Annotated in this window: 25 protein-coding genes; 13 read left to right on the forward strand and 12 right to left on the reverse strand. The window is 65.5% G+C overall.

Going from position 1 to position 20,261, the window contains the following annotated elements:
- The first annotated feature begins 110 nt into the window (after positions 1-110).
- The gene (locus VI340_RS15350) at positions 111-2,015 is read left to right on the forward strand and encodes a cation:proton antiporter domain-containing protein (RefSeq protein WP_336358675.1); all 1,905 of its coding nucleotides are present in this window, start codon (positions 111-113) and stop codon (positions 2,013-2,015) included.
- Here VI340_RS15350 and VI340_RS15355 read toward each other — a convergent pair.
- Positions 2,012-2,464, reverse strand: coding sequence for a PaaI family thioesterase (locus VI340_RS15355; protein WP_008307085.1), 453 nt, complete (start codon positions 2,462-2,464; stop codon positions 2,012-2,014). The genes VI340_RS15350 and VI340_RS15355 overlap by 4 nt on opposite strands.
- Positions 2,465-2,554: 90 nt before the next feature.
- A complete protein-coding gene (locus tag VI340_RS15360) occupies positions 2,555-2,701 on the reverse strand; it encodes a hypothetical protein (RefSeq protein ID WP_008307084.1) in 147 nt (48 codons plus the stop codon).
- Positions 2,702-2,960: 259 nt separating this feature from the next.
- On the opposite strand from VI340_RS15360, the gene VI340_RS15365 reads away from it, so the two are divergent.
- A complete protein-coding gene (locus VI340_RS15365) occupies positions 2,961-3,428 on the forward strand; it encodes an NUDIX hydrolase (RefSeq protein ID WP_336358676.1) in 468 nt (155 codons plus the stop codon).
- A 131-nt stretch (positions 3,429-3,559) separates the two neighbouring features.
- Here VI340_RS15365 and VI340_RS15370 read toward each other — a convergent pair whose 3' ends face one another.
- From VI340_RS15370 to VI340_RS15380, 3 genes are all read right to left on the reverse strand, one after another.
- Entirely contained in the window at positions 3,560-4,693 is a 1,134-nt protein-coding gene (locus VI340_RS15370) for a thiolase family protein (RefSeq protein WP_336358677.1), read from the reverse strand.
- 108 nt (positions 4,694-4,801) lie between these two features.
- Positions 4,802-5,272 carry a pyridoxamine 5'-phosphate oxidase family protein gene (locus VI340_RS15375; protein WP_049942749.1) on the reverse strand — a complete coding sequence of 157 codons (471 nt, stop codon included), beginning with the start codon at positions 5,270-5,272 and terminating at the stop codon, positions 4,802-4,804.
- A gap of 87 nt (positions 5,273-5,359) precedes the next feature.
- Positions 5,360-6,967: an HVO_2922 family protein gene (locus VI340_RS15380; protein ID WP_336358678.1), complete on the reverse strand. Its 1,608-nt coding sequence runs from the start codon at positions 6,965-6,967 to the stop codon at positions 5,360-5,362.
- Between the two features lie 91 nt (positions 6,968-7,058).
- Between VI340_RS15380 and VI340_RS15385 the strand changes: the two genes are divergently transcribed.
- From VI340_RS15385 to VI340_RS15400, 4 genes are all read left to right on the forward strand, one after another.
- Complete coding sequence (locus VI340_RS15385; protein ID WP_336358679.1) at positions 7,059-8,408, forward strand: ATP-binding protein; 1,350 nt, start codon at positions 7,059-7,061, stop codon at positions 8,406-8,408.
- Between the two features lie 84 nt (positions 8,409-8,492).
- A complete protein-coding gene (locus tag VI340_RS15390) occupies positions 8,493-8,768 on the forward strand; it encodes a hypothetical protein (RefSeq protein WP_008307078.1) in 276 nt (91 codons plus the stop codon).
- Between the two features lie 44 nt (positions 8,769-8,812).
- Positions 8,813-9,688, forward strand: coding sequence for an MBL fold metallo-hydrolase (locus VI340_RS15395; RefSeq protein WP_336329566.1), 876 nt, complete (start codon positions 8,813-8,815; stop codon positions 9,686-9,688).
- 62 nt (positions 9,689-9,750) lie between these two features.
- Positions 9,751-10,047, forward strand: coding sequence for a hypothetical protein (locus tag VI340_RS15400; RefSeq protein WP_008307076.1), 297 nt, complete (start codon positions 9,751-9,753; stop codon positions 10,045-10,047).
- Between the two features lie 15 nt (positions 10,048-10,062).
- Here VI340_RS15400 and VI340_RS15405 read toward each other — a convergent pair whose 3' ends face one another.
- From VI340_RS15405 to VI340_RS15415, 3 genes are all read right to left on the reverse strand, one after another.
- Positions 10,063-11,013 (reverse strand): DUF5787 family protein, encoded by a 951-nt coding sequence (locus VI340_RS15405; protein WP_336358680.1) that lies wholly within the window; start codon positions 11,011-11,013, stop codon positions 10,063-10,065.
- 42 nt (positions 11,014-11,055) lie between these two features.
- Positions 11,056-11,232, reverse strand: coding sequence for a hypothetical protein (locus VI340_RS15410; protein WP_336358681.1), 177 nt, complete (start codon positions 11,230-11,232; stop codon positions 11,056-11,058).
- A 151-nt stretch (positions 11,233-11,383) separates the two neighbouring features.
- Positions 11,384-12,271, reverse strand: coding sequence for a helix-turn-helix domain-containing protein (locus VI340_RS15415; protein ID WP_336329569.1), 888 nt, complete (start codon positions 12,269-12,271; stop codon positions 11,384-11,386).
- A gap of 357 nt (positions 12,272-12,628) precedes the next feature.
- On the opposite strand from VI340_RS15415, the gene VI340_RS15420 reads away from it, so the two are divergent.
- The 5 genes from VI340_RS15420 to VI340_RS15440 are packed head-to-tail and all read left to right on the forward strand — an operon-like array spanning position 12,629 to position 15,555.
- Positions 12,629-13,858, forward strand: a complete 1,230-nt coding sequence (locus tag VI340_RS15420; protein WP_008307071.1) for a translation initiation factor IF-2 subunit gamma — start codon at positions 12,629-12,631, stop codon at positions 13,856-13,858.
- Complete coding sequence (locus VI340_RS15425; RefSeq protein ID WP_336329570.1) at positions 13,858-14,235, forward strand: DUF188 domain-containing protein; 378 nt, start codon at positions 13,858-13,860, stop codon at positions 14,233-14,235. The genes VI340_RS15420 and VI340_RS15425 overlap by 1 nt, the downstream gene beginning before the upstream one ends.
- A 3-nt stretch (positions 14,236-14,238) precedes the next feature.
- Positions 14,239-14,817, forward strand: a complete 579-nt coding sequence (locus VI340_RS15430) for a DNA-directed RNA polymerase (RefSeq protein WP_008307067.1) — start codon at positions 14,239-14,241, stop codon at positions 14,815-14,817.
- Positions 14,817-15,014, forward strand: a complete 198-nt coding sequence (gene spt4, locus VI340_RS15435) for a transcription elongation factor subunit Spt4 (protein ID WP_008307065.1) — start codon at positions 14,817-14,819, stop codon at positions 15,012-15,014. Before VI340_RS15430 ends, spt4 begins: the two co-directional genes overlap by 1 nt.
- A gap of 1 nt (position 15,015) precedes the next feature.
- Complete coding sequence (locus VI340_RS15440; RefSeq protein ID WP_336358682.1) at positions 15,016-15,555, forward strand: GTP-dependent dephospho-CoA kinase family protein; 540 nt, start codon at positions 15,016-15,018, stop codon at positions 15,553-15,555.
- A gap of 28 nt (positions 15,556-15,583) precedes the next feature.
- Here the strand turns inward: VI340_RS15440 and VI340_RS15445 are convergent, their stop codons facing one another.
- Together VI340_RS15445 and VI340_RS15450 are read right to left on the reverse strand one after the other, a co-directional pair.
- Positions 15,584-15,739, reverse strand: coding sequence for a rubrerythrin-like domain-containing protein (locus VI340_RS15445; protein WP_004960444.1), 156 nt, complete (start codon positions 15,737-15,739; stop codon positions 15,584-15,586).
- A gap of 89 nt (positions 15,740-15,828) precedes the next feature.
- The gene (locus VI340_RS15450) at positions 15,829-16,860 is read right to left on the reverse strand and encodes a TIGR01177 family methyltransferase (protein ID WP_336358683.1); all 1,032 of its coding nucleotides are present in this window, start codon (positions 16,858-16,860) and stop codon (positions 15,829-15,831) included.
- An 87-nt stretch (positions 16,861-16,947) separates the two neighbouring features.
- On the opposite strand from VI340_RS15450, the gene VI340_RS15455 reads away from it, so the two are divergent.
- Positions 16,948-17,337: a DUF7473 family protein gene (locus tag VI340_RS15455; RefSeq protein WP_008307062.1), complete on the forward strand. Its 390-nt coding sequence runs from the start codon at positions 16,948-16,950 to the stop codon at positions 17,335-17,337.
- Between the two features lie 115 nt (positions 17,338-17,452).
- Entirely contained in the window at positions 17,453-17,722 is a 270-nt protein-coding gene (locus tag VI340_RS15460; RefSeq protein ID WP_008307061.1) for a HalOD1 output domain-containing protein, read from the forward strand.
- Positions 17,723-18,025: 303 nt separating this feature from the next.
- On the opposite strand, the gene hisG is transcribed toward VI340_RS15460, so the two are convergent.
- Positions 18,026-18,874, reverse strand: coding sequence for an ATP phosphoribosyltransferase (hisG, locus tag VI340_RS15465; protein WP_008307054.1), 849 nt, complete (start codon positions 18,872-18,874; stop codon positions 18,026-18,028).
- A gap of 66 nt (positions 18,875-18,940) precedes the next feature.
- Positions 18,941-20,083, reverse strand: a complete 1,143-nt coding sequence (locus VI340_RS15470) for an MFS transporter (RefSeq protein WP_336358734.1) — start codon at positions 20,081-20,083, stop codon at positions 18,941-18,943.
- Positions 20,084-20,261: the final 178 nt, after the last annotated feature.

Genomic DNA, 20,261 nt, shown 5'->3' on the forward strand with positions numbered 1-20,261 from the left:
CCAGCGTCACATCGGCCGTGGACTGGGCTCCCGATAGAGTCCTCGTGTACCGCTGAGTGAGTGCGTTTATACGAGGGCGACGCGATAGGCCGGACAGATGGAGGCCAACTGTGGCTGGTAGTTCGGGGATACTGATTCCGCTCGTCGCCGGCATCATCGGACTTGGCGTCCTTGCACAGGTCCTCGCCGCGCGCCTGCGGGTGCCCAGTATCATCTTCTATTTACTGGTCGGTGTCATCATCGGCCAGCCCGGACTGAAAATCATCGGTGACGGCACCTTCGGCGGGGCGCTGTCCGCCATCGTCGGCTTAGCGGTCGCAATCATCGTCTTCGAGGGGGCCTACCACCTCCGGTTCGACCGCCTGCGGGAGGCCCCGGCCGCGACGTTCAGGCTTGTTACCGTCGGTGCGGCCATCGCACTGGTGGGCACCGCTATCGCCGTCAAGTTCGCGTTCAACTCTGCGGCCGTCTCCTGGAACCTCGCGTTCCTGATCGGTGCGCTGCTGGTCGCCACCGGGCCGACGGTCATCACGCCGATTCTCAACGTCGTTCCAGTTCGGGACCGCGTCGCTGCCGCACTGGAGACGGAGGGGATCGTCAACGACGTGACCGCGGCGATCATCGCCGTCGTCATCTTCGAGACGGTCAACCCTGCGGCGTCGAGCGAGGGGCTGTTGCGGGCGTTCGCACTTCGACTGGGGACGGGGCTGCTCGTCGGTCTCATCGTCGCCGGCATCGTGTACTACCTCCTCCAGTACGTCGACCTCTCGCCCGGTGACGCACCGCGGAACTCCCGACTGCTCGTGCTCGCCGGGGCGCTCATCGCCTACGCGGGCGCGAACACGATAGCGACCGAAGCCGGCGTCGCCGCCGCCGCAACGGCGGGGATGGCGCTCGGGAACGTCGACCACCCCTACGAGGAAGACATCGAGGAGTTCAAAGGCGACATCACGCTGCTGGTGCTGTCGTTCGTGTTCATCGCACTGGCGGCGCAACTGGAACTCGCCTCGCTCATCGATGTCGGGCTGGCGGGCATCATCGTCGTCCTCGCCGTCGCGCTGGTCATCCGGCCGTTGCTGGTGTTCGTCTCGGCCGTCGGTGACCGGTTTACGACCAACGAGAAACTGTTCGTCAGCTTCGTCGGCCCGCGCGGTATTATTCCGGCATCTGTCGCCACGCTGTTTGCCGTCGAACTGAACGCTGCAGCCGAAGAGGTCACCGGGGCACAGGCCGAACTACTGGGGACGCAGGCGGATATCCTGCTGGGCACTGTCTTCCTCGTCATCTTTGCGACCGCCCTGTTCGAGGGCGGGCTGGCGCGATTCATCGCGGAAAAACTGGATGTGATACCAATGCGAGTCATCATCGTCGGCGGCGGACAGGTGGGCCGAGCGCTCGCCGCACGCCTCGAAGACCGGGGCGAGAACGTCGTCATCATCGAGCAGGAAGAAGAGAGCGTCGAACGAGCCCGCAACGAAGGCTATGCCGTCGAAATCGGCGACGGCACCGACACCGACATGTTGCGGTCGGCCGGGGCTGAAAACGCCAAGACTGTCGTCGCGGCGACCGGCGACGACGACGCGAACCTGCTGGTGTCTCAGCTTGCGAGTTCGAAGTTCGGTGTCGAGCGCGTCATCGCCCGCGCGAACAACCCGGACAACGTCGAGGCCTTCGAGGACCTCGGCGTCCGGACCATCTCCTCGGCGATGGCGACGGCCTGGGCCATCGACAACCAGATCGAGCGCCCGGCCATCGCCCACTGGATGACCGATATCGGTCGCAGCGGGGACGTTCAGGAGGTCGAGGTCAAGAACCCGGACCTCATCGGCAAGCCGATCAGCGAGGTCGGACCGATGCTGCCCGACGCCTGTCTGGTCGCGCTCGTCAGTGGCGAACTCCACGATAACGCCGAAGTACCCACGGCCGACTACGTCCTCGAAGAAGGCGACATGGTGACGCTGCTGGGCCGTCGGGAGTCCGTCCGCGACGGGATGAAAATGGTCAGTGGCGACTAGTCGTCGGTAAGCCGTGTAACGTCTGACTCGTCGACGCCTTCTGTCCACGGCGACTCGCCGCGGTCGCCGTCCGTCTTGTACGTGCCGCGAGCGCTCGCGATGTGATGGCCATCGGTGTCGTACACTTCTGCGTCGACGACGGAGACGCTCCCGCCGCTCCGGATTACCTCCGCCTCAGTCCGCAAATCGGCGGTTGCGGGCGCGAGGTAATCGATCCGCATGTCGACCGTCGGCGAGACGGTGCCGGATTGCGAGACGACGGCCGCCCCGCCGACGGTGTCGACGAGCGAGTACGTGACGCCACCGTGTGCGATTATCGACTCGGGGTTCGAGGAATGACCGTCTTCCAACGGGAGTTCGCCTGCTGCATAGCCGTCATCGACGGCCGTGATTTCCATCCCTAGCTGCTTGACAAACGGGATGTCATTGAACATCGACTGAAGACTCATGGCTATCTCAACGGAAGCGAGTCTGATAAGTCTCCGAGAACGAACAACAACGGGTCAGGTGTGGTCGGTTCTGCAGAACACGGCTTCCTGTCAGTCGCCCGCGACCGCTCCGTCCACGCTCTCTTCGTCCTCCGTGGCTTCTTCGGGGAGTAGATGCTCCGGGCGGCGCAGGTAGCTCGGTTTCTGTGCGAACGCTTCGATTCGCTCCCACTCCTCGGGTGTGATGTGACCGTCCATACACAGTACTCCTGGTTGACACTACTTTAATCCTTTTAATATTACCTAAAATTAATATTTAGAGAGGATCATCTACTGCCGGAACTGCCACCATCACAGTGCGTATCCGCTACCGAGAATGACGGCGTCAGTGTACTGGGGTGCCCCGCTACCGGCGTACTGCGCCCGCTCACTCCTCCTCTCAGCCATCCGGTGTCCTAATATGATTTTAGGCAGATATGTGGATAGTACTATATGTCTGCTGTCGCTACCGCATAGTATGCAACCAGAGCGGGCGACGTACGTGAAGAAAGCCTGCGCCTACATCACCAGAAACGGATCGGAACTCCTGGTGTTCGACGGGCCGGGCCACGACGGGCTACAGATACCGAAGGGAACCGTCGAACCGGGCGAAAAACCGAGGGTCGCCGTCCAACGGGAAGCCGTCGAGGAGAGCGGTCTCGCCTCCTTCGAGCGCCTGCAACACATCGCCACCGACGTCTGGACGCGTCGCGAATCGCCCCCGAAGCGGTACGTCCGGTCGTTCTACCACCTTCCCGTCCACGAGTCCCGGGACCACTGGGTGCACACTGTCACCGGGACGGGTGAGGAGCGCGGCGCGGAGTTCGAATTCTCGTGGGTCGACCTCCCGACCGACGCCACTTTCGCGCTCGACCTCGACGACTACATCCACTCACTGACGAGTCCTGCTGAGGCGACGGCGGCCGGCGATATGGCTGCCGATTAGCGACTGTCTTTTCTCTCATATCGTTCGCGCGAGCGCCTCACCGTTCGCAAACAGCGGACTCGAAAACGATGGAACGCACTCGAAAACGACGGCCCGCGGTAGAGTACTGAAACCGCACCGATAGCAGCCAGTCAGGGCAGTCGGAACTCGATTGCCGCACCCTGGCCGAAGCCGACACACTCCGTCGCCAGGCCAAGTTCGGCGTCACGGCGGTTCATCTCGTGGACGAGCGTCACCGGGAGGCGCGCGCCGGAGGCCCCGAGCGGGTGGCCGATGGCGATTGCGCCGCCGTTGACGTTGTAGATGTCGTCGTCGAAGCCGAGTTCGCGCTGGCAGTACAGGCACTGGGAGGCGAAGGCCTCGTTGAGTTCCACGAGGTCGTAGTCGTCCGTCTCACGGTCGGTGCGCTCGGTGAGTTTCCGGACGGCGGGGACCGGCCCGATACCCATCACGGTCGGGTCGACGCCGGCGACTTCGTGGGAACCGATCTCCGCCAGGATGTCGAGCCCGCGGTCTTCTGCGAACTCGCGTGACGTGACCATCAGTCCCGCCGCGCCGTCAGAAACCTGCGAGGCGTTGCCGGGTGTGACTGACCCGTCCGACTTGAACACTGTCGGTAGCTGGGACAGCTTTTCGAGCGTGGTGTCGGGACGGATACCCTCGTCCGCTTTGAACTGCCCGTCCTCGGTCTCGATGGGGACGATCTCGTCGTCGAAGCGACCAGACTCCGTCGCGTCGGCGGCGCGCTGGTGGCTCCGGAGCGCGTACTCGTCCTGTTCCTGCCGACTGACCGCCATCTCGCTGGCGACCTTCTCGGCGGTCATTCCCATCTGAAGCTCGCCGATGTTGTAGTGCTCGGCCAGCCGCGGGTGGACGTTGTGGGTGTTCTCGTCCATCTGTACGCGGGACATCGACTCCACGCCGCCGGCGATGAGCACGTCGCGCTGGCCGGCCGCGATGGCGTCGGCGGCCCGCATCAGCGCTTCGGCGGAGGACGCACACCAGCGGTTGATCGTCGACGCGGGGACGCTCTCGCCGAGGTCCGACAACAACGCGATGACCCGGGCCATGTTGTTGCCCTGTTCCCCGCGCTGCTGGGCACACCCCCACAGCAGGTCGTCGACGTCGTCGGCCTCGACGCCAGTCGACGCGAGCAACTGGTTGATAAGCGGCACCGAGAGGTCTTCGCTCCGGACGCCGGCGAGTGCGCCGTCCTCCTTTCCCTGTGGCGTTCTGACTGCATCCACGATGACAGGTGTGGGCATGGACAACGGAACGTCTCGGCCTGTGTTAAAACCTGACAAACTCTACACAGTGGGGGAACCGTTGTCTCCGACCGGGCCACCCGCTTCCCGAACAGTCGAACAGTGGGCTCACTCCTGTTCGAACCCCGGCGGCAGGCCGGCGTGTCTGAGCCCTTCCTTTTCGTCGATGCGGAACCGGTAGACTGTGATGTCGCCGTCCTCGATGGCGTCCTCGAACAGCTCCGGCCGCCACGCCGTATCGAGCACGTCCGCGAGTTCGTCCCACTCGGACTCGGGGACGGCTTCGATACCGCCCTGTAGCAGGACGCTCTCCCAGTGGAACATCGACTCGACCTTGTACACGAGCACGGCCGCGTTCGCTGCCGCCTCGGTCAACTGTTGTTTGCGACTCGCCGACCCACCGATGAAGGTGAAATACAGCGAGCGGTCACCGTCGTACCCGAACGACAGGGGAATCATGTACGGTCCGTTCTCGGTCGGCAGGCCCAGCACGCCGACCCGCTGGTTCGACAGAAACGCCGCGATGTTGCTGTCGTCCATGCGCGTGAGTCCGGCCGCTTCGAGGGCATCTATTGTCATATAGGTGTAACTTCGACCGAACCCTGTTTAATTAATTCGGCTATTCCTCGCTACGGGGAATTGCCCGCCGGGGCGTCTCGGTCGCCGCTACTCTTCCTGTGTTGCACCGGGGGCGTGGCGCTTGATCCGCTCGATGGCGGCGACGGCTTTGTTGCGCTCGGCGTACCCCTCGCCGGAGTCAGCGATGATCTCGCCGTTCCGGTGGCGGAGCCGCCAGCGCCACTCGTTGCCCTTGTCCTCGTACACTTCGAACGCTGCGCTCCCGATATCCAGCAGGTCGGCGTCGGCGGCGTATGACTGGACCCGCTCGACGGCATCCATGGCTTTCGACCGGTTCGCGTAGCCTTCGCCGCTGTCGGCGACAAGTTCGCCGTTGGCCGCACGCAACCGCCAGCGCCACTCCTCGGCGTTGTCCTGATACACCTCGAAGCCGTCGTCGACCTCGGAGTCGGGCGCGAGTTCGCTCACCCGTCGGGCCGCCCGCCGGGCGTTCGACCGGGAGCTGTACCCCTCGCCACTGTCGGCGAGGATGTTGCCGTTGCGGTGGAGCAAGCGCCAGCGGAACTGGCCGGCGGCGTCGGCGTACACCTCGTAGGCGACGGGGTCGACCCTGAGATACGCCGCGCCGGGGACGTACGCGCGAACGCTCTGCAGCGCCCGTCGGACGTTCGACTTCGAGGCGTACCCCTCGCCGCTGTCGGCGAGGATGTTGCCGTTGTCGTGGCGCAAGCGCCAGCGGAACTCTCCGGCCGAATCCTCGAACAGTTCGAACGTCGCGTCGCTTTCGGGAGCCGGCACGACCGGCACGTCCTCGGCGGTGTCGTCCTCGGTCGCGTCTTCGAAGAAGACGACGGTCCCGCCGGCGGCGTTGGACTGGACGCTGCGGAGCCCCTGCATCGCCTTCTGGCGCGACGAATAGCCCTGTGCGCTGTCGGCGATGATATTGGAGTTCCGGTGGCGGAGCCGCCAGCGGTACTTGCCCGCCGAGTCCTCGTACAGTTCGAACGTCGCCTTGCTGTCCATCGCGGCCGCGATGGTGGCGTGGGCCGCGGCGAGTTCCGCCTCTGTCGCCTCGGTGACGGTCGCGAGTTCCTCGCGGGCGGCCTCGCTGGTCGCCAACTCCTCTGCCAGCCTGTTGCGCTTGCGGGTCGCTCGGTCGGCAACTTCAGACTGCTGTGTCGCTTCCCGGGACGCCTGGTCGGCGTCCTGTGTGGCTTGCTCGGCCACTTCGGTTGCTTCCTGCGCTGTCTGAACCGCCTCGTCGTAGGCTTCCTTCCGCCCGGTCAGCAGCGGGGAAACGACCGCACCGACTGCCATCAGCCCGAGGCCGACGATGTACAGCGTCACTGCCGGGTTCCCCTCGGGACCGGTCCAGTTCGATGGATAAAACATGGTGAACCACACCATCGCGACCAGTCCGATTACGGCACCGAGATAGGTGAGTATCAGCCCACGCCGTGTCAGCGGCAGTCTGATCGTCGGTCCCGCAAACAGCAGTATGAGCCCGATAGCTCCCAGCAGATAGCCGAACTGCCGGGGCGTGCTCCGCGATGCTGTCAGGTAAAACAGAAGCAGGCCGACGATTCCGAGTACGATGCCGATGACAAACAGCCAGTACCCGTAGGCCTCGTCGTCGGTCGTCGGCTCGCCGATGCGGCTCCGATACACTGCGAGTAATGTGTTATCAGCTGCCATGTTTGAAACACACAGAGGTGGTATATTACCTTGGTGTCGGCCATCGGGGCTTCGAGTGACTTATACCGGTTGCGTGGTAACATCAGTGGGAATGAGCAATCCGGAACTGGATGTCGTTGAGTTTCTGCTGACGGCCACTATTTACAGCGAGCGGCGGGACCTTGAGCCGGACGACCTGCCGGCCTCGTACCGGTCCGTCTTCTGGAGCGACGGCGAGATCGAACGGCCGCTGTCGGTCACCAACTCAACCGCGAGCGAGGCCACCGGTGTCGAGCGGCCCTGGGCGGCCATCTCCGGCTTGATGTTCACCGACCGCGACGACTTCTCGGGGAGCATCTCCATGACGGACCGCGACCTCGCCGAGGAGTGGTTCCTCGAACGGGTCGACGCCGCGGCCCTCGAAGACAACCCGGTTCTGGCGAAAGCCTTCGAGGACCAGGTCGAGGGTGCGGATTACGAGCGGGCCCGCGAGCAGAACCGACCGTCGCGCGCCGACCGCGCGTTCATCGACGCCAAACTGGAGGAGGCGTTCGACACCGACGACGAGGACGACGAGGAGATGCTGGACCTGGTCGACGTGCGCGCCCCCGAAGAGGTGGAGATGACCCTGGCCGACCTGGTGTTGACCACCGACCAGGAAGACGAGATTCAGAAAATCGTCAAAGCCATCGAGCACCGCGACTACCTCGCCCGTATCGGCCTGCGAGAGATCGGCAAACTCCTCTTTGTTGGTCCGCCGGGGACCGGCAAGACCAGCGTCGCTCGCGCGCTGGCCCACGACCTCGACCTCCCCTTTGTCGAAGTGAAGCTGTCGATGATCACCAGCCAGTACCTCGGCGAGACGGCCAAGAACGTCGAGAAGGTGTTCGAGGTCGCAAAGCGGCTCTCGCCGTGTATCCTGTTCATGGACGAGTTCGACTTCGTCGCCAAGACCCGGTCCTCCGACGAACACGCCGCCATCAAGCGCGCCGTCAACACCCTGCTGAAGAGCATCGACGAGATATCCCTGATTCAGGACGAGGTGCTGCTCATCGGCGCGACGAACCACCCGGACCAGCTCGACGCCGCCGCCTGGCGGCGCTTCGACGAGATTGTCAACTTCCCCAAGCCAGACCACGGGATGCGCGCGGACATCCTTCGTATCGTCACCCAGCAGATGGAGATCGACGACTTCGACCCCGAGACGCTGGCGGAGCTAACCGAGGGGCTGACCGGCAGCGACCTCCGACTCGTGCTCCGTGAGGCCGTCCTCAACGCCCTGACCGAGGAACGGACCACGCTCACGCAACAGGATCTCGAAGACGCCATCATCGACTTCGAGGAGCGGGACAACCTCAAGAACATGGACATGATGGACGGCGACGCCGACGCCCTGGTCGCCGGGAGCGGCGGCTTCTCCGGCGACGGCGGCAGCGACCACGATCACGACCACGACCACTGAGCGGCGTCTCACTTGTTTAAGCGTCCGTTTTGGCCGTCGGTACCAGCGATTTACTTATCAATACAGGGGACATTCCCTGTAGCCATGGCTGACGACGACGTGTTCACCGAGACAGACGACCCCGCGGAGTCGTGGGTCGACGTTCGCATGACCGACCCCGACGAAGGCGAGTGGGACGTAGACGTGGTTATCGCCGGGAAACAGGTCGAGTACGTCGACCTGCGCATCCGACCGGCGCTGCTCGAAGGGTTTTTCGACTGCCTGTTCGACGACCTCTCCGACGAGCGCGCACAGTCCCTGCTGGCGGCGACGATGGAACGACAGGGCGTCGATCCGGAGGACATCGCCGACACCCAGTAACGAAAGCGAGGGGCTTAGGCGGGTCGCCCTCCGAAGGGACGGTAATGGAGGTCACGCTGCTTGGGACCGGCGACACGACGGGGACGCCGACTGTCCAGTGCGACTGCGAGACGTGTGAACGGGCGCGCGACCCCGACCAGGAACTCCGGGCCCGCGTCCGCGAGCGCGGCATCGACCCGACCGGGGGCGTTGAGCGGTCGCGGTTCTCCGTGGCCGTGGCGAACGACGAAACCGGGGAGTCGCTGCTCATCGACCTGAGCCCGGACTTCCGCCACCAGTTCCTCCGCGAGTCGGTCCCGCTGCCGGACGCGGCTATCGTCACGCACGTCCACTTCGACCACCTCGACGGCCTCGGCAACGCCTATCGCCTGTTCGACGAACTTCCGGTCCACGCCGCCGACGAGACAGACCCGGTGACCGGCGAGAGCGTCGCCGAGGGCGTCCGGAGCCGCTATGACTACCTCGATACGGTGTCGGTCCACGCACAGACCCCCTTCGAGCCGTTCACCGTCGCTGGCTTCGAAGTGACGCTCGTCCCGGTCACCCACCCGCCGCTTTTGTGCTACGGCCTGCGAATCGAGGAACCACAGACCGGCGCGGTGCTGTCGATTTCAGGCGACACCTGCTACGACGTGCCCGACCGCTCGAAATCCGTGCTGACCGGGGCCGACCTCGCGCTCGTCGAGGGCATCGTCCATCCGGAAGCCTGCGAGTATCACCCGAAAGGCGGTACGCACCACGACGAGGACGGCGTTCCGCGGACCTTCGGGACGAAACACATGACCCTGACCGGTGCACGGGACTTCGCCGCCGACATCGGGGCCGACGACTACCGCATCGTCCACACCGCGCACTACGTCCCCGCGGACAGGGCCTTCGCCGACGACATCGGACTCGACGGCGAGCGGTTCACGCTCTAATGGCCCGTTCGGCTCCGTGAAACAGGCCGTAGCTTATAGGTACTGGCGGATAATGCCGCTATATGGACAGGCGCGGCATCGCGGAGGTCGGTGGGCTGTCGCTGGGTGGCGGCGTCTTCGCAGTCGCCGCCCAACAGGGCATCGTGGGCAGCATCGACTGGGTGCTCGTCGTCGGACTGGTGGCCTGCATCGGGCTCGCGGCCGCGGCGAACTATCAGGCCAGAAGGAAGCACGCGGCGCAGGTCGCAACCGAGGCTCCGACGGTGACCGAAGACAACTACGAACAGCACGGCCGTCCGACCGCTGGCGATGGCGGCGTCCCGCCCGATAACGCGTCGTCAAGCGACGACGACCGGTAGCGTTGACGACTTTTCCTAGCCGAACCGATCCAGTCCCGACTGGCGACGCCTGCGCCCGTCGGGGTCCGCCCGCCACGGCGTCCGCTCGGCCCGGAGCGAGTCGCCGTCGACGGCCGGCGGGTCGGCCGCCTCGTAGCCCCCGCAGTCCGGGCCGCATTCGTCGCTCTCGCGGACAGCTCGATCCTTCCACTGGCAGTACGGACTCCCGTCGCTGTCGGGCGAACAGTGGTCACACGCTGGGTAGTCGAAACTCCGCCATCCCTTGCCGTAGGCTCGCTCGGCCAGTTTTCGACGCGCGCGGGCCTTTTCAGCGGAATCGACGATCCGCACGTCCGTCCGGACCGGCCCCTCCTCCAGCAGTTCGACGCCGGTATCGTCGGTCGGCAGTGGTGTCGCCTTCCGACGGACGTCTATCGTTCCGCTGTCGGCGTCGAACCGCCAGACGCCGACTTCGTCGGGGATCCGGTTGAGGTGGGCTCCAGTGACGTAGGAGGCCGTCGCCAGCACGACGCGGTCGGCGAGCGCGAGCGACACGTCGGTCCGCAGTTGCGATTCGAGGTCGCCGGGCCGGCCCAGGTCCGGCTTGTTCTCGATGGCGACGATTTCGCCGACCCAGTCGGGGTATCGCGTCGTCTGGCGGACGTACGTCCGACCGCCGCGACGCTCGCGCTCGAAGAACCCTCGCTCGACCGCCAGTTCGACGGCCCGTTCGGCGCGGTCGGGGTGGCAGTCGAAGGCGTCCTTCCAGTACCGCGCCCGACCCGGACCGACGTCGCTCTCGATGGTGGCCGTCGGGAGCCGCTCGGCGGTGATGGCCGCCCGCTCCTCGAACTCCGGTCCCGGCTCGACGACGACGGTATCGAGCACTCGCCGGCCGTGGACCGCGCCGCCGAGCTGGCGGCTCACCAGGTGGCCCTCGCGTTCGAGGTGGGCACACAGCGCCAGTTCGAAGTCAAACTCCCGCACGGCCGGACGGAGGGCTGGGACGGGCAAAAGCCCCGCGCCCGGTTACCACATAGCGACGAAGAGACAGGCCAGCGCCGCCAGCACAAGGACCGGACTCAGTGAGAGTATCGCCAGGAAGCCGAGATACACAGTCAGCACTCCGAGGAGGGAACGAACGGTCAGCGGCGGATACGTCGGTCTGTACAGTTCGGGGTCGGCGTAGGGCGCAGGCTGGTACATTACAGTGAAACGATGGTCCCGAAACGCGATAAATATAATCTGAATGATATTTCTGCGGGAGATGCGTACCGGCCCTCTCCTGAAGACGATTTCAGTCAGCGGGAAAATAGCTCGCTGGGCACAGCCCCAACCGTATATCCGGCGGGTCGGCTCAGTGCCCGCAGGCCTGCCGCTCGAACTCGACTGGCTGGAGGTCCCTGTCCAGATAGGCGGTCAGTTCCGCCTCGGCCAGCGGAATCCGGACCGCGAGTCGCCACGGGTCGGTGCCTTCGACGGTCGTGTACTGGTCGTCGACACACCAGGGGAGCGTCCAGTAGGGGCGACTCGACAGGTCGACGCCGTGGTCGTCGTAGAACGCCGTGACGCGGGAGTCGTCCAGTAGTGTCAGCCCGACGGGCGAACAGAGTTCGTGCCGACACTGTTCACAGACGAACTCGGCGCGGACCGACACGTCGAGACAGCAGTCGCCATCACGAGATATATCTGTCCGCATCCGGCCGGCGCAGTCCGGGCAGACGCCGTCAGCGGCCAGACAGTGGAGGTGTCGCACCCGCTCGGCGAAGGCCGTCGCGACTTCCGCCGGTGTCCGGTCGACCAGGCCGCCCGGCGGGAACGGATACTCGCCATGGGCCTTCCCGCAGTCTTCGCAGTCGATAGCGAACTGTTCGTCGGCGTACTCGGCCAGCAGGCCGCCGCCACACCGCGTACAAGCGCCGGTCACCCGGAACGGGTCGATGTCGGGCGTCCGTGTGAACGTTCCCGCCCGCACCGCACGGATGACCTGCGCCCCGGCGTGTCGGAGGTCGTACCCGTCCGCTCCCTGGCTGACGAACTGGCCGGTGAGCTCCTGCAGGTGATAGTTGAACTGCCCGCTGTCGGACAGATCCACGGCATCAAACAGTTCCGAGAAGCGAACCGGGCGGTCCTCAGCGCGCCACAGCGCCTCGAGGATGTCCAGACGCGTCTCGCTCGCGATGACCGAGAACGCCGTCGCCGGGTCGATGTCGGCATCAGTTTCGGGGGACTCATCGACTCGCATCGTATGCGAACTTGTTCTCGTGGGAACAAAAGCGTTCACAGAAACACAGTTACGTAACACTTCTGACGGGAGCGGGCTGTAGCCACGCTCGCCTCAGCGGCGGACTCTCACTCACCAAACCGGAGCTATCGGAACGGCGACTGCCGGCGTGACATCCGACTCGTACAGCTTGTCGCTCGCACCAACCGACAGGGGTCGCGTCGCTATATCGAGGGCGATACCGAGCAATATGGTGACGTTGCCGCCGTCAGCAGAGACCAAACCGGCGATTGAACCGGGTTCGGCGGGGGTGCTCCGGGCGCAAACAGTAGGTTTATCAGTTGCACGCGGCGAAACTCCACCAAGATTACTCTCGAAATGACATCGAACAAACAACCGGAGGTGAACATCGGACTCGTCGGGCACGTCGACCACGGAAAGACGACGCTCGTACAGGCGCTGTCCGGCGAATGGACCGACCAGCACTCCGAGGAGATGAAGCGCGGTATCTCTATCCGACTCGGCTACGCCGACGCGACGTTCCGTCGCTGTCCGGAGGCCGAGGAGCCGGAGGCGTTTACCGTCGACGAGCACTGCGACGACCACGACGTCGACACCGACCACCTCCGGACGGTGTCGTTCGTGGACGCGCCCGGTCACGAGACGCTGATGGCCACGATGCTGTCCGGCGCGGCTATCATGGACGGGGCCGTCCTCGTCATCTCGGCAACGGAGCCCGTCCCGCAGGCCCAGACCGAGGAGCACCTGAGCGCGCTCGACATCATCGGCATCGACAACATCGTCATCGCCCAGAACAAGGTCGACCTCGTCGACGAGGACCGGGCGATGCAGAACTACGAGCAGATTCAGGAGTTCGTCGAGGGAACCGTCGCGGAGGGGGCACCGATTGTCCCCATCAGCGCGGGTCAGGAGGCCAACATCGACCTGCTCATCGAGGCCATCCAGTCCGAGATTCCGACGCCGGAACGGGACCCGGACGAGGACGCCCGCATGATGGTCGCGCGCTCGTTCGACATCAACCGCCCCGGGACGACCTGGGACGACCTGATGGGCGGCGTGCTCGGCGGCTCGCTCGTAGGCGGGCAACTGGAAGTCGACGACGAAATCGAACTCCGACCCGGCCGCGAGGTCGAGGAAGGCGGCAAGACTGAGTGGCAGCCCGTGACGACGACGGTCCGCTCGCTGCAGTCCGGCGGTGACTTCGTGGACACGGTCACGCCGGGCGGCCTGCTCGGCGTCGGGACCGGTCTCGACCCCGCAATCACGAAAGGCGACGCGCTTGCCGGCCAGGTCGCCGGCCCGCCCGGCAGCCTCCCGCCGGTCCACGAGACGTTCACGATGGACGTGGACCTGCTCGAACGCATCGTCGGCGACGACGGCGGCGAGGTCGACGAAATCTCGACCGGCGAACCGCTCATGCTGACTATCGGTACCGCTACCACGGTCGGTTCGGTCACGAGCGCGCGCGACGACGAATGTGAAGTCGCGCTCAAGCGCCCGGTCTGTGCGGCCTCGGGCTCGAAAATCGCCATCAACCGCCGTGTCGGCGCTCGGTGGCGGCTCATCGGCGTCGGCACGCTGCGGTGATGATCGTGCTGGACACGAACGCGCTGATGATGCCGGTCGAATGCAACGTGCGGCTGTTCGAGGAACTCGACAGAGTGCTGCCGGACGCGACGGACTATGTCGCGCCCGCCGCCGTCCGCGACGAACTGGCGAAACTGGCCGACGGAGCCGGCGCGGAAGCGACGGCCGCCTCGGTCGGGCAGGACCTGCTCGACCGGTGTACGGTTCGGGAGACCGCGGCGGACTACGCGGACGACGCCGTCCTCGAACTGGCACAGGCAGACGATGCGACACACGCGGTCACGAACGACACCCCCCTCAAACGACGCCTGCTGGACGCGGGCGTTCCAGTAATTAGTTTAAGGGGCCGGAACAAACTGGGTATCACTCAACCATAACACATGTATAAACGGGTACGCCTACGCGATACGGTCGAAGTCCCGCCACGCTTTCTGGCGGAGGTCAGTCCGGGGCTGGTCAAACGGCTCCTGCAAGAGAAGCTCGAAGGTCGAATGGACGAGGACGTCGGCAGCGTCGTCTCCGTCATCGAGGTCCACGACATCGGTACCGGTGCCGTGCTGCCGAACAAGCCCGGCGTCTACTACGAGGCCGAGTTCGACGCCCTCACGTTCGACCCACAGATGCAGGAAGTGGTCGACGGCGAGGTCGTCGAGGTCGTCAACTTCGGGGCCTTCATCGGCATCGGGCCGGTCGACGGCCTGCTCCACGTCTCCCAGATCTCCGACGAGTATCTGGCCTACGACGAGGAGAACCAGCAACTCGCCTCACGGGAGTCCAACCGGACGCTCACCGTCGGCGACGCCGTCCGGGCGCGCATCGTCACCAAGAGCATCGACGAGCGCAATCCCCGCGACTCCAAGATCGGCCTGACGGCCAAACAGGTCGGCCTGGGCAAGCACGGCTGGCTCCAGGAGGAGCGCGAGCGCCGCGAAGGGACGGCGGAAGTCGGTGATAGCTGATGGCGGACCGACTCGTCTGCCGCGACTGTCACCGCGTCCAGGGCGCGGAAATCGAAAGCCAGTGTGAGGCCTGTGGCGGCACCGCACTGACCGAGGACTGGGCCGGCTACGTCGTCATCGCGCATCCGGAGCGCTCCGACATCGCCGCGGAGATGGAAGTGACTGAGCCGGGCAAGTACGCGCTGAAAGTCCGCTAACGTGTCCGACGTCGTTCTCGAACTCTCGAGTGACCTGCGACACGAACTCAAAGAGCCGCTCGGACGTATTTATACCGACACAGCGGCGCTACTGGCCGACGCTGGGGACCCGATCATCGCCGTCGGCGACATGGTCACCTACCACCTCATCGAGGCCGGACGGGTGCCCGACCTCGCGCTGGTCGACGAACGGACCAAACGCTCGGCCGTCGACGCGGACGTGTTGGCGGCTATCGACGGGTTTGACCGGAAGCGAGACGTGTCAAACCCGGCCGCGACACTCACCGCCGAACTGCTTGCTGCGCTCAGGGACGGTATCGACAGCGGCGACACGACGCTTCTCGATGTCGACGGCGAGGAGGACCTCGCGACGCTCCCCGCAGTGCTTGCCGCGCCTGCTGGTGCCAGCGTGGTGTACGGCCAACCGGACGAAGGGATGGTGCTGGCAGACTGTGACGCCGAAGCCCGGGACCGGGTCCGGTCGCTGCTGGAGCGGATGGACGGTGACGCCGAGCGGGCGATTGCGCTCGTGTCGGAGTAACCGGCGAGAAAACGGGACGCGACTGGTTTTATTCCGGCCGTGGCACGCTGAGGTTCTGCATTTCTGTCTCACAGCGGCCACAGGAGACCGTCGAGCGCTCGCTACAGAGGCGCTTTCCGCAGTCCGGGCATTCGAATAACTGTTCGTCGTCGTCGCACGGGGCGGGGTCTGACCACGTCGGCATACTTGGTACTAATTAGCATTTGTCATGGCATAAATCTTGCTCATACCGCAATAAATCACAACGCCTGTCCAGAGAAAGTGTACGTATGTTCACTCAAGAACGTGGACGTGCCTGACAAGTGAACGGTGCACTCGCCGCTGGAAGTAGTCGGTGACGGTCCAGCCTGCATCGCTCCCCGCCTCGCGCCAGTCGCGGTCGGCGACCAGCACGCACCGCCCTGCGACGCGGCTGGCTTCGCCGAGCGCACCGGAAACGAGGGGAGCCAGTTCGCCCTCGATACGGGACTGACGGCCGTAGGGGGCATCGAAGACGACGGCGTCGACGGCGTCGTCGGCCACCGGCAGGGCGGACGCATCGGAGCGGAACACCCCCCAGCCGCCCGGTTCGGGATAGGCGTCCCTGTTGGGATGGCCATCGCCGTCGAGCGCGTACCGGAGGTTCTCGCGCGTCCCCGAGACCATCTTCGGCTGTGCGTCGCCGCCGACCACGTCGGCCCCGACGAGGCCCGCCTCCAGCAGGAGGCCGCCGGTGCCACACATCGGGTCCAGTATCGTGACTTCCGGGCCTGCTCCGGCGATGTTGACCAGCGCGCGGGCCTCCAGCGGGTCCATGCTGCCGGGCTGGAAGAACGGGCGGTCCGTCGGCTGACGCCCCCCGAAGTCCCGCACGCTCTCGGCGGCGAGCCAGCCCAGCGCACAGCAGGCCTCGCCGGTCCCGTCCTCCTCGTCGCCGTCGGGATCCGAGAGATAGGCATAGAGGACGTGGTCGGGGTCGTCGAGGTCGACGGGAAAGCCGCGGTCGGTGAGCACGCCGCCCAGCGTCCGCTCGGCCTGTTGTGTGTCGATGCCAGTGCTCGCTCGCACGTCGACCGCGCGCACGGCGACGCTCCCCTCGCGGTCGATGGTCGCGGCCGACAGCAGCGCGGCGGCGCTTTCGATGTCGGGGTCCGCGGTTCCGATCAGGTCACAGGCCCGGTGGGTGAACGCGAGGTGGCGAACGCGGTCGCTGGTGCCCCGTGCCGTCGCCAGTCCGGGCGCGAGGGTGTCGACGGCGCTCGCGGCGCTTGCTGCCTCCCGCCGCGCGAACGCGTCGTCCTGCCCGCCGAGTTCGAGGACGTACACGCCCGAGCGGTGTGGCCGAGCGGCTATGAGCGTGCCGGTCGCGCCCGGGAACAAAACGCACAAGCGAGCGGCCGCCGAACCTCGGGTATGCTCCAGTCCGGGTTCTCCAGCCTGACCGGTGGCGGTATCCTCGCCGTCCTCGTTACCGTTCTCGTCACCTGGCTCTTCTACGCTGTCACCCTCCACCTGGCCGCGACGTTTTTCATCGGCGACGTGCCCAGCCAGCTCGCGGCCAAAGCCGCCACCGCACCGGCGGTCGTTTCCCTGATTCTCCAGCGCTGGGGGGTCGAGTCCGGGATCGTCTCGGCGGATCTGGGTGTGCTGGTCGTCCTCGTGCTCACGATGGTGGCCGACGGTATCGCAATTAGTACCACGTACCGGCTCTCGACCCGCTCGACAGCCCCGCTCGTGGCGCTGCACCTGGCCTTCGCCGCCGTTCTCGGGTTCGCGCTGAACAACATCTTCAACCTGGTGTGACCGCATCCCGGCGGGGCTTCCCACCCGCTGGCGTTCGATTCACCCGGATAATAAAAACCATAGCGAACGTGAAAACCACAACCAATTACTTAACCTGAATTATAGGATAAATGTAATGAAGCGCGAAGTGCAGCCCACTGAATCCGTGAGCGAGGCAGTCGTCCGTGCCGTGAGTACCGTCGAGGACCGTCACCCGCGGACGCTCCCGTCCCTGTACGACGTGGTCAACCCCGAAGCACTGAACGACCTATTCAGAGGCGACAGCGGGCCCGACAGTCGTCAGCGGGACCTGGTATCGTTCCAGTTCAGCGACTCCGTCGTCACGGTCGGCGCGGACGAGTGTATCAGGATCGAGCGGTCACAGACGTTTGCAGAGACGAGCTAACCCATCTGCGGCCTTCTATCGGTGATTTTTCTCCCTTCAGCATCTCTGATTTCGGACTTCTGGGGTAACCAGGTGTCCAGCCTTACTTCTGGTCTGCCCATCAAGGATGCTATTAGCCACCGTATCGGTGCGAAAGCGGTTGTAGCCGTACCGGTGTCGTGAGCATACGGCGGCCGCAGGCCGCCGTTTCACGCCGAGCGCGGCCGTGGCCGTGACTCGGCGGTCGTTTTTAGCGTAGATTTTTGCAAGCGGGGGTTCCCACAGCGCCGTAGGCGCGAGGAAACCCCCCGCAGTAAAAAGGTACTATTCAACCAGCCGCTCTATCTCTGTCACCAGTATGTCACTTGCGCCCACGTCTTTGAGCGAGCTAATCGTCTCGAAGACGGCGCGCTCCTCGACGACGGCGTGAACGGCGAGCTGCTCGGAGCCGGCGATGTCCATCACCGTGGGGCCGCCCATGCCCGGAAGCACGTCCTCCACGTCGTCGAGGGCGTCCTCGGGGGCGTTCATCATCAGATAGCGTTTGTCTTCGGCGGCGAGGACGGAGCCGAGCGCGGTGTCGACCTGCTGGACCTTTTCGTCATCAGCGGTGTCTTCGCGGGCGAACAGGCGGACAGAGCTTTCGAGGACTTCGTCGACGACGGCCAGCCGGTTCATCCGGAGTGTGGTCCCGGTCGAGGTGATGTCGACGATGCCGTCGGCGATGTCGACGTGAGGGGTCAGTTCCGTCGCGCCGGACACCTCGGTCACGTCCACGTCGACGTCGACCTGGTCGAAGTACCGCCGGGTGATTCTGGGGAACTCCGTGGCGATGCGGCCGCCCTCGAAGTCGTACACGGTCTCGATGTCGCTGTCCTCCGGCGCGGCGAGGACGAGGCGACAGCGGCCGAACTCCAGGTCGCGGAGTTCCACGAGGTCGTCGGTGTCGGACTCCCGGACCTGGTCGAGGCCGGTGATACCTACGTCGGCAGCGCCGTCCGCGACGTATTCGGGAATATCGGCGGCACGGGCGTACAGAACGGTCACGTCCGGGTCGACGGTGTCGGCGTGCAGTTGGCGGTCGGCCCCGTCGACCAGGTGGAGGCCGGCCCGTTCGAGCAGTTCCTCGCTTGGTTCGTGCAGGCGGCCCTTGTTGGGGACGGCGATTCGCATACGCCTACTGGCAGGCCGCGGGGCAACTGTCTTTCCCCTTGGACTGACCGGCTGTGGACGGAGCCGTTACAGGCGGTCCCGGCGTGGGAGGACGACGAAGGTAGCCGCGGCCAGGAGCGTCAGCCCGGCGAGACCGTAGAACGCGACCGAAAACAGGTTCTGGTCGGCGAGCAGGCCGACAGCGGTCGAGCCCAGCGAACTGATCCCGAAGAAGCCGGTCCGGAGCAGGCCCCAGCCGGTGCCTTCGGCGGCGTCAGGCAGCGTATCGACGATGTAGGCGTTTGCCAGTGGGCCGACACTCATCCGAACCCCGATGACACCGGAGACGATGGCCAGCGGCACGACGCCGTGGACGGACGGAATGAGTACGAGCGGAACGGTACTGACGAGCGCGACACCGGTCAGGACACTGGGCGTTCCGTACCGGTCGGCGAGCCGGCCGGTGACGGTCTGTGAGAGCGCGCCACCGACGAACAGCACCGAGAGGAGCGCCCCGGCGGTCCCCTGTGAGAGGTCCCGGACCGTAACCAGATACGTGGTGAGAAACGCTGTCACGGCCTGGAACGCGAACAGCATCAGTGTCTTGCCGGAGACCGACAGCACGAGCCGGCGGTTGCGAAAGCCGACGAGGACCGTTCGGAGGTCCCGTCGGAGGCTCCGTTCGGACTCGACGGTCGGACGGTCCGAGACCGAGAGCCAGAGCGCGCCGGCGACAAGCATGAACAGGGGGGCGGCGCTGGCAAGCGCCAGCCGCCAGCCGTACCGGGCCGTGACGAACGCGGCGACGGCGGGCAGTGCGGCCGCTCCGAGAGAGCCGGCGGCCATCACGACACCGAAGGCGGTCCCCTCGCGGGCGTCGAACGTCCGCGAGAGGGCGGTCCCGCGGGTGGGGCCGTACAGTCCCGTCCCGAGCCCGAACGCGCCCGTCGCGATGAGGAACAGCGAGAACACCGGCGCGAAAAAGTAGCCCAGCAACCCGACGCCGGACAGCAACGCCGCGGCCACCAACAGCGTCCGCTCCCCGATCCGGTCGATCAGAACTCCGGCCGGAAACTGTACCGCCGCGTACGTGAGCCAGAGCACCGTGACCGCGAGCCCCGCCTGTGTGTTCGAGATGACGAACTCCTCGCGTATCGTCGGCAGAACCGCAGGCACGACGAACCGCATCCCGAGGACGAGGAACCAGCCGGCAGCGACGGCAAGCAGCATTCGGGCCGGGCTTCCGTGCCGCATCGCGCTGACCCGCTGTCGGATGCGCTCTGCCGTCGCCATGCTCTTGACCTTCCGAACGCGCCGGAGGGGAAAGACCCCTACGGAACAGGCACCGTCTCGGCGGTCAGCCTGTTCCAGGGATGTGGCAACACGCCACACAGCGGCGCTGTGGACC

It is taken from the genome of Haloarcula sp. CGMCC 1.6347, assembly GCF_037078395.1.
Lineage (GTDB): Archaea > Halobacteriota > Halobacteria > Halobacteriales > Haloarculaceae > Haloarcula > Haloarcula amylolytica.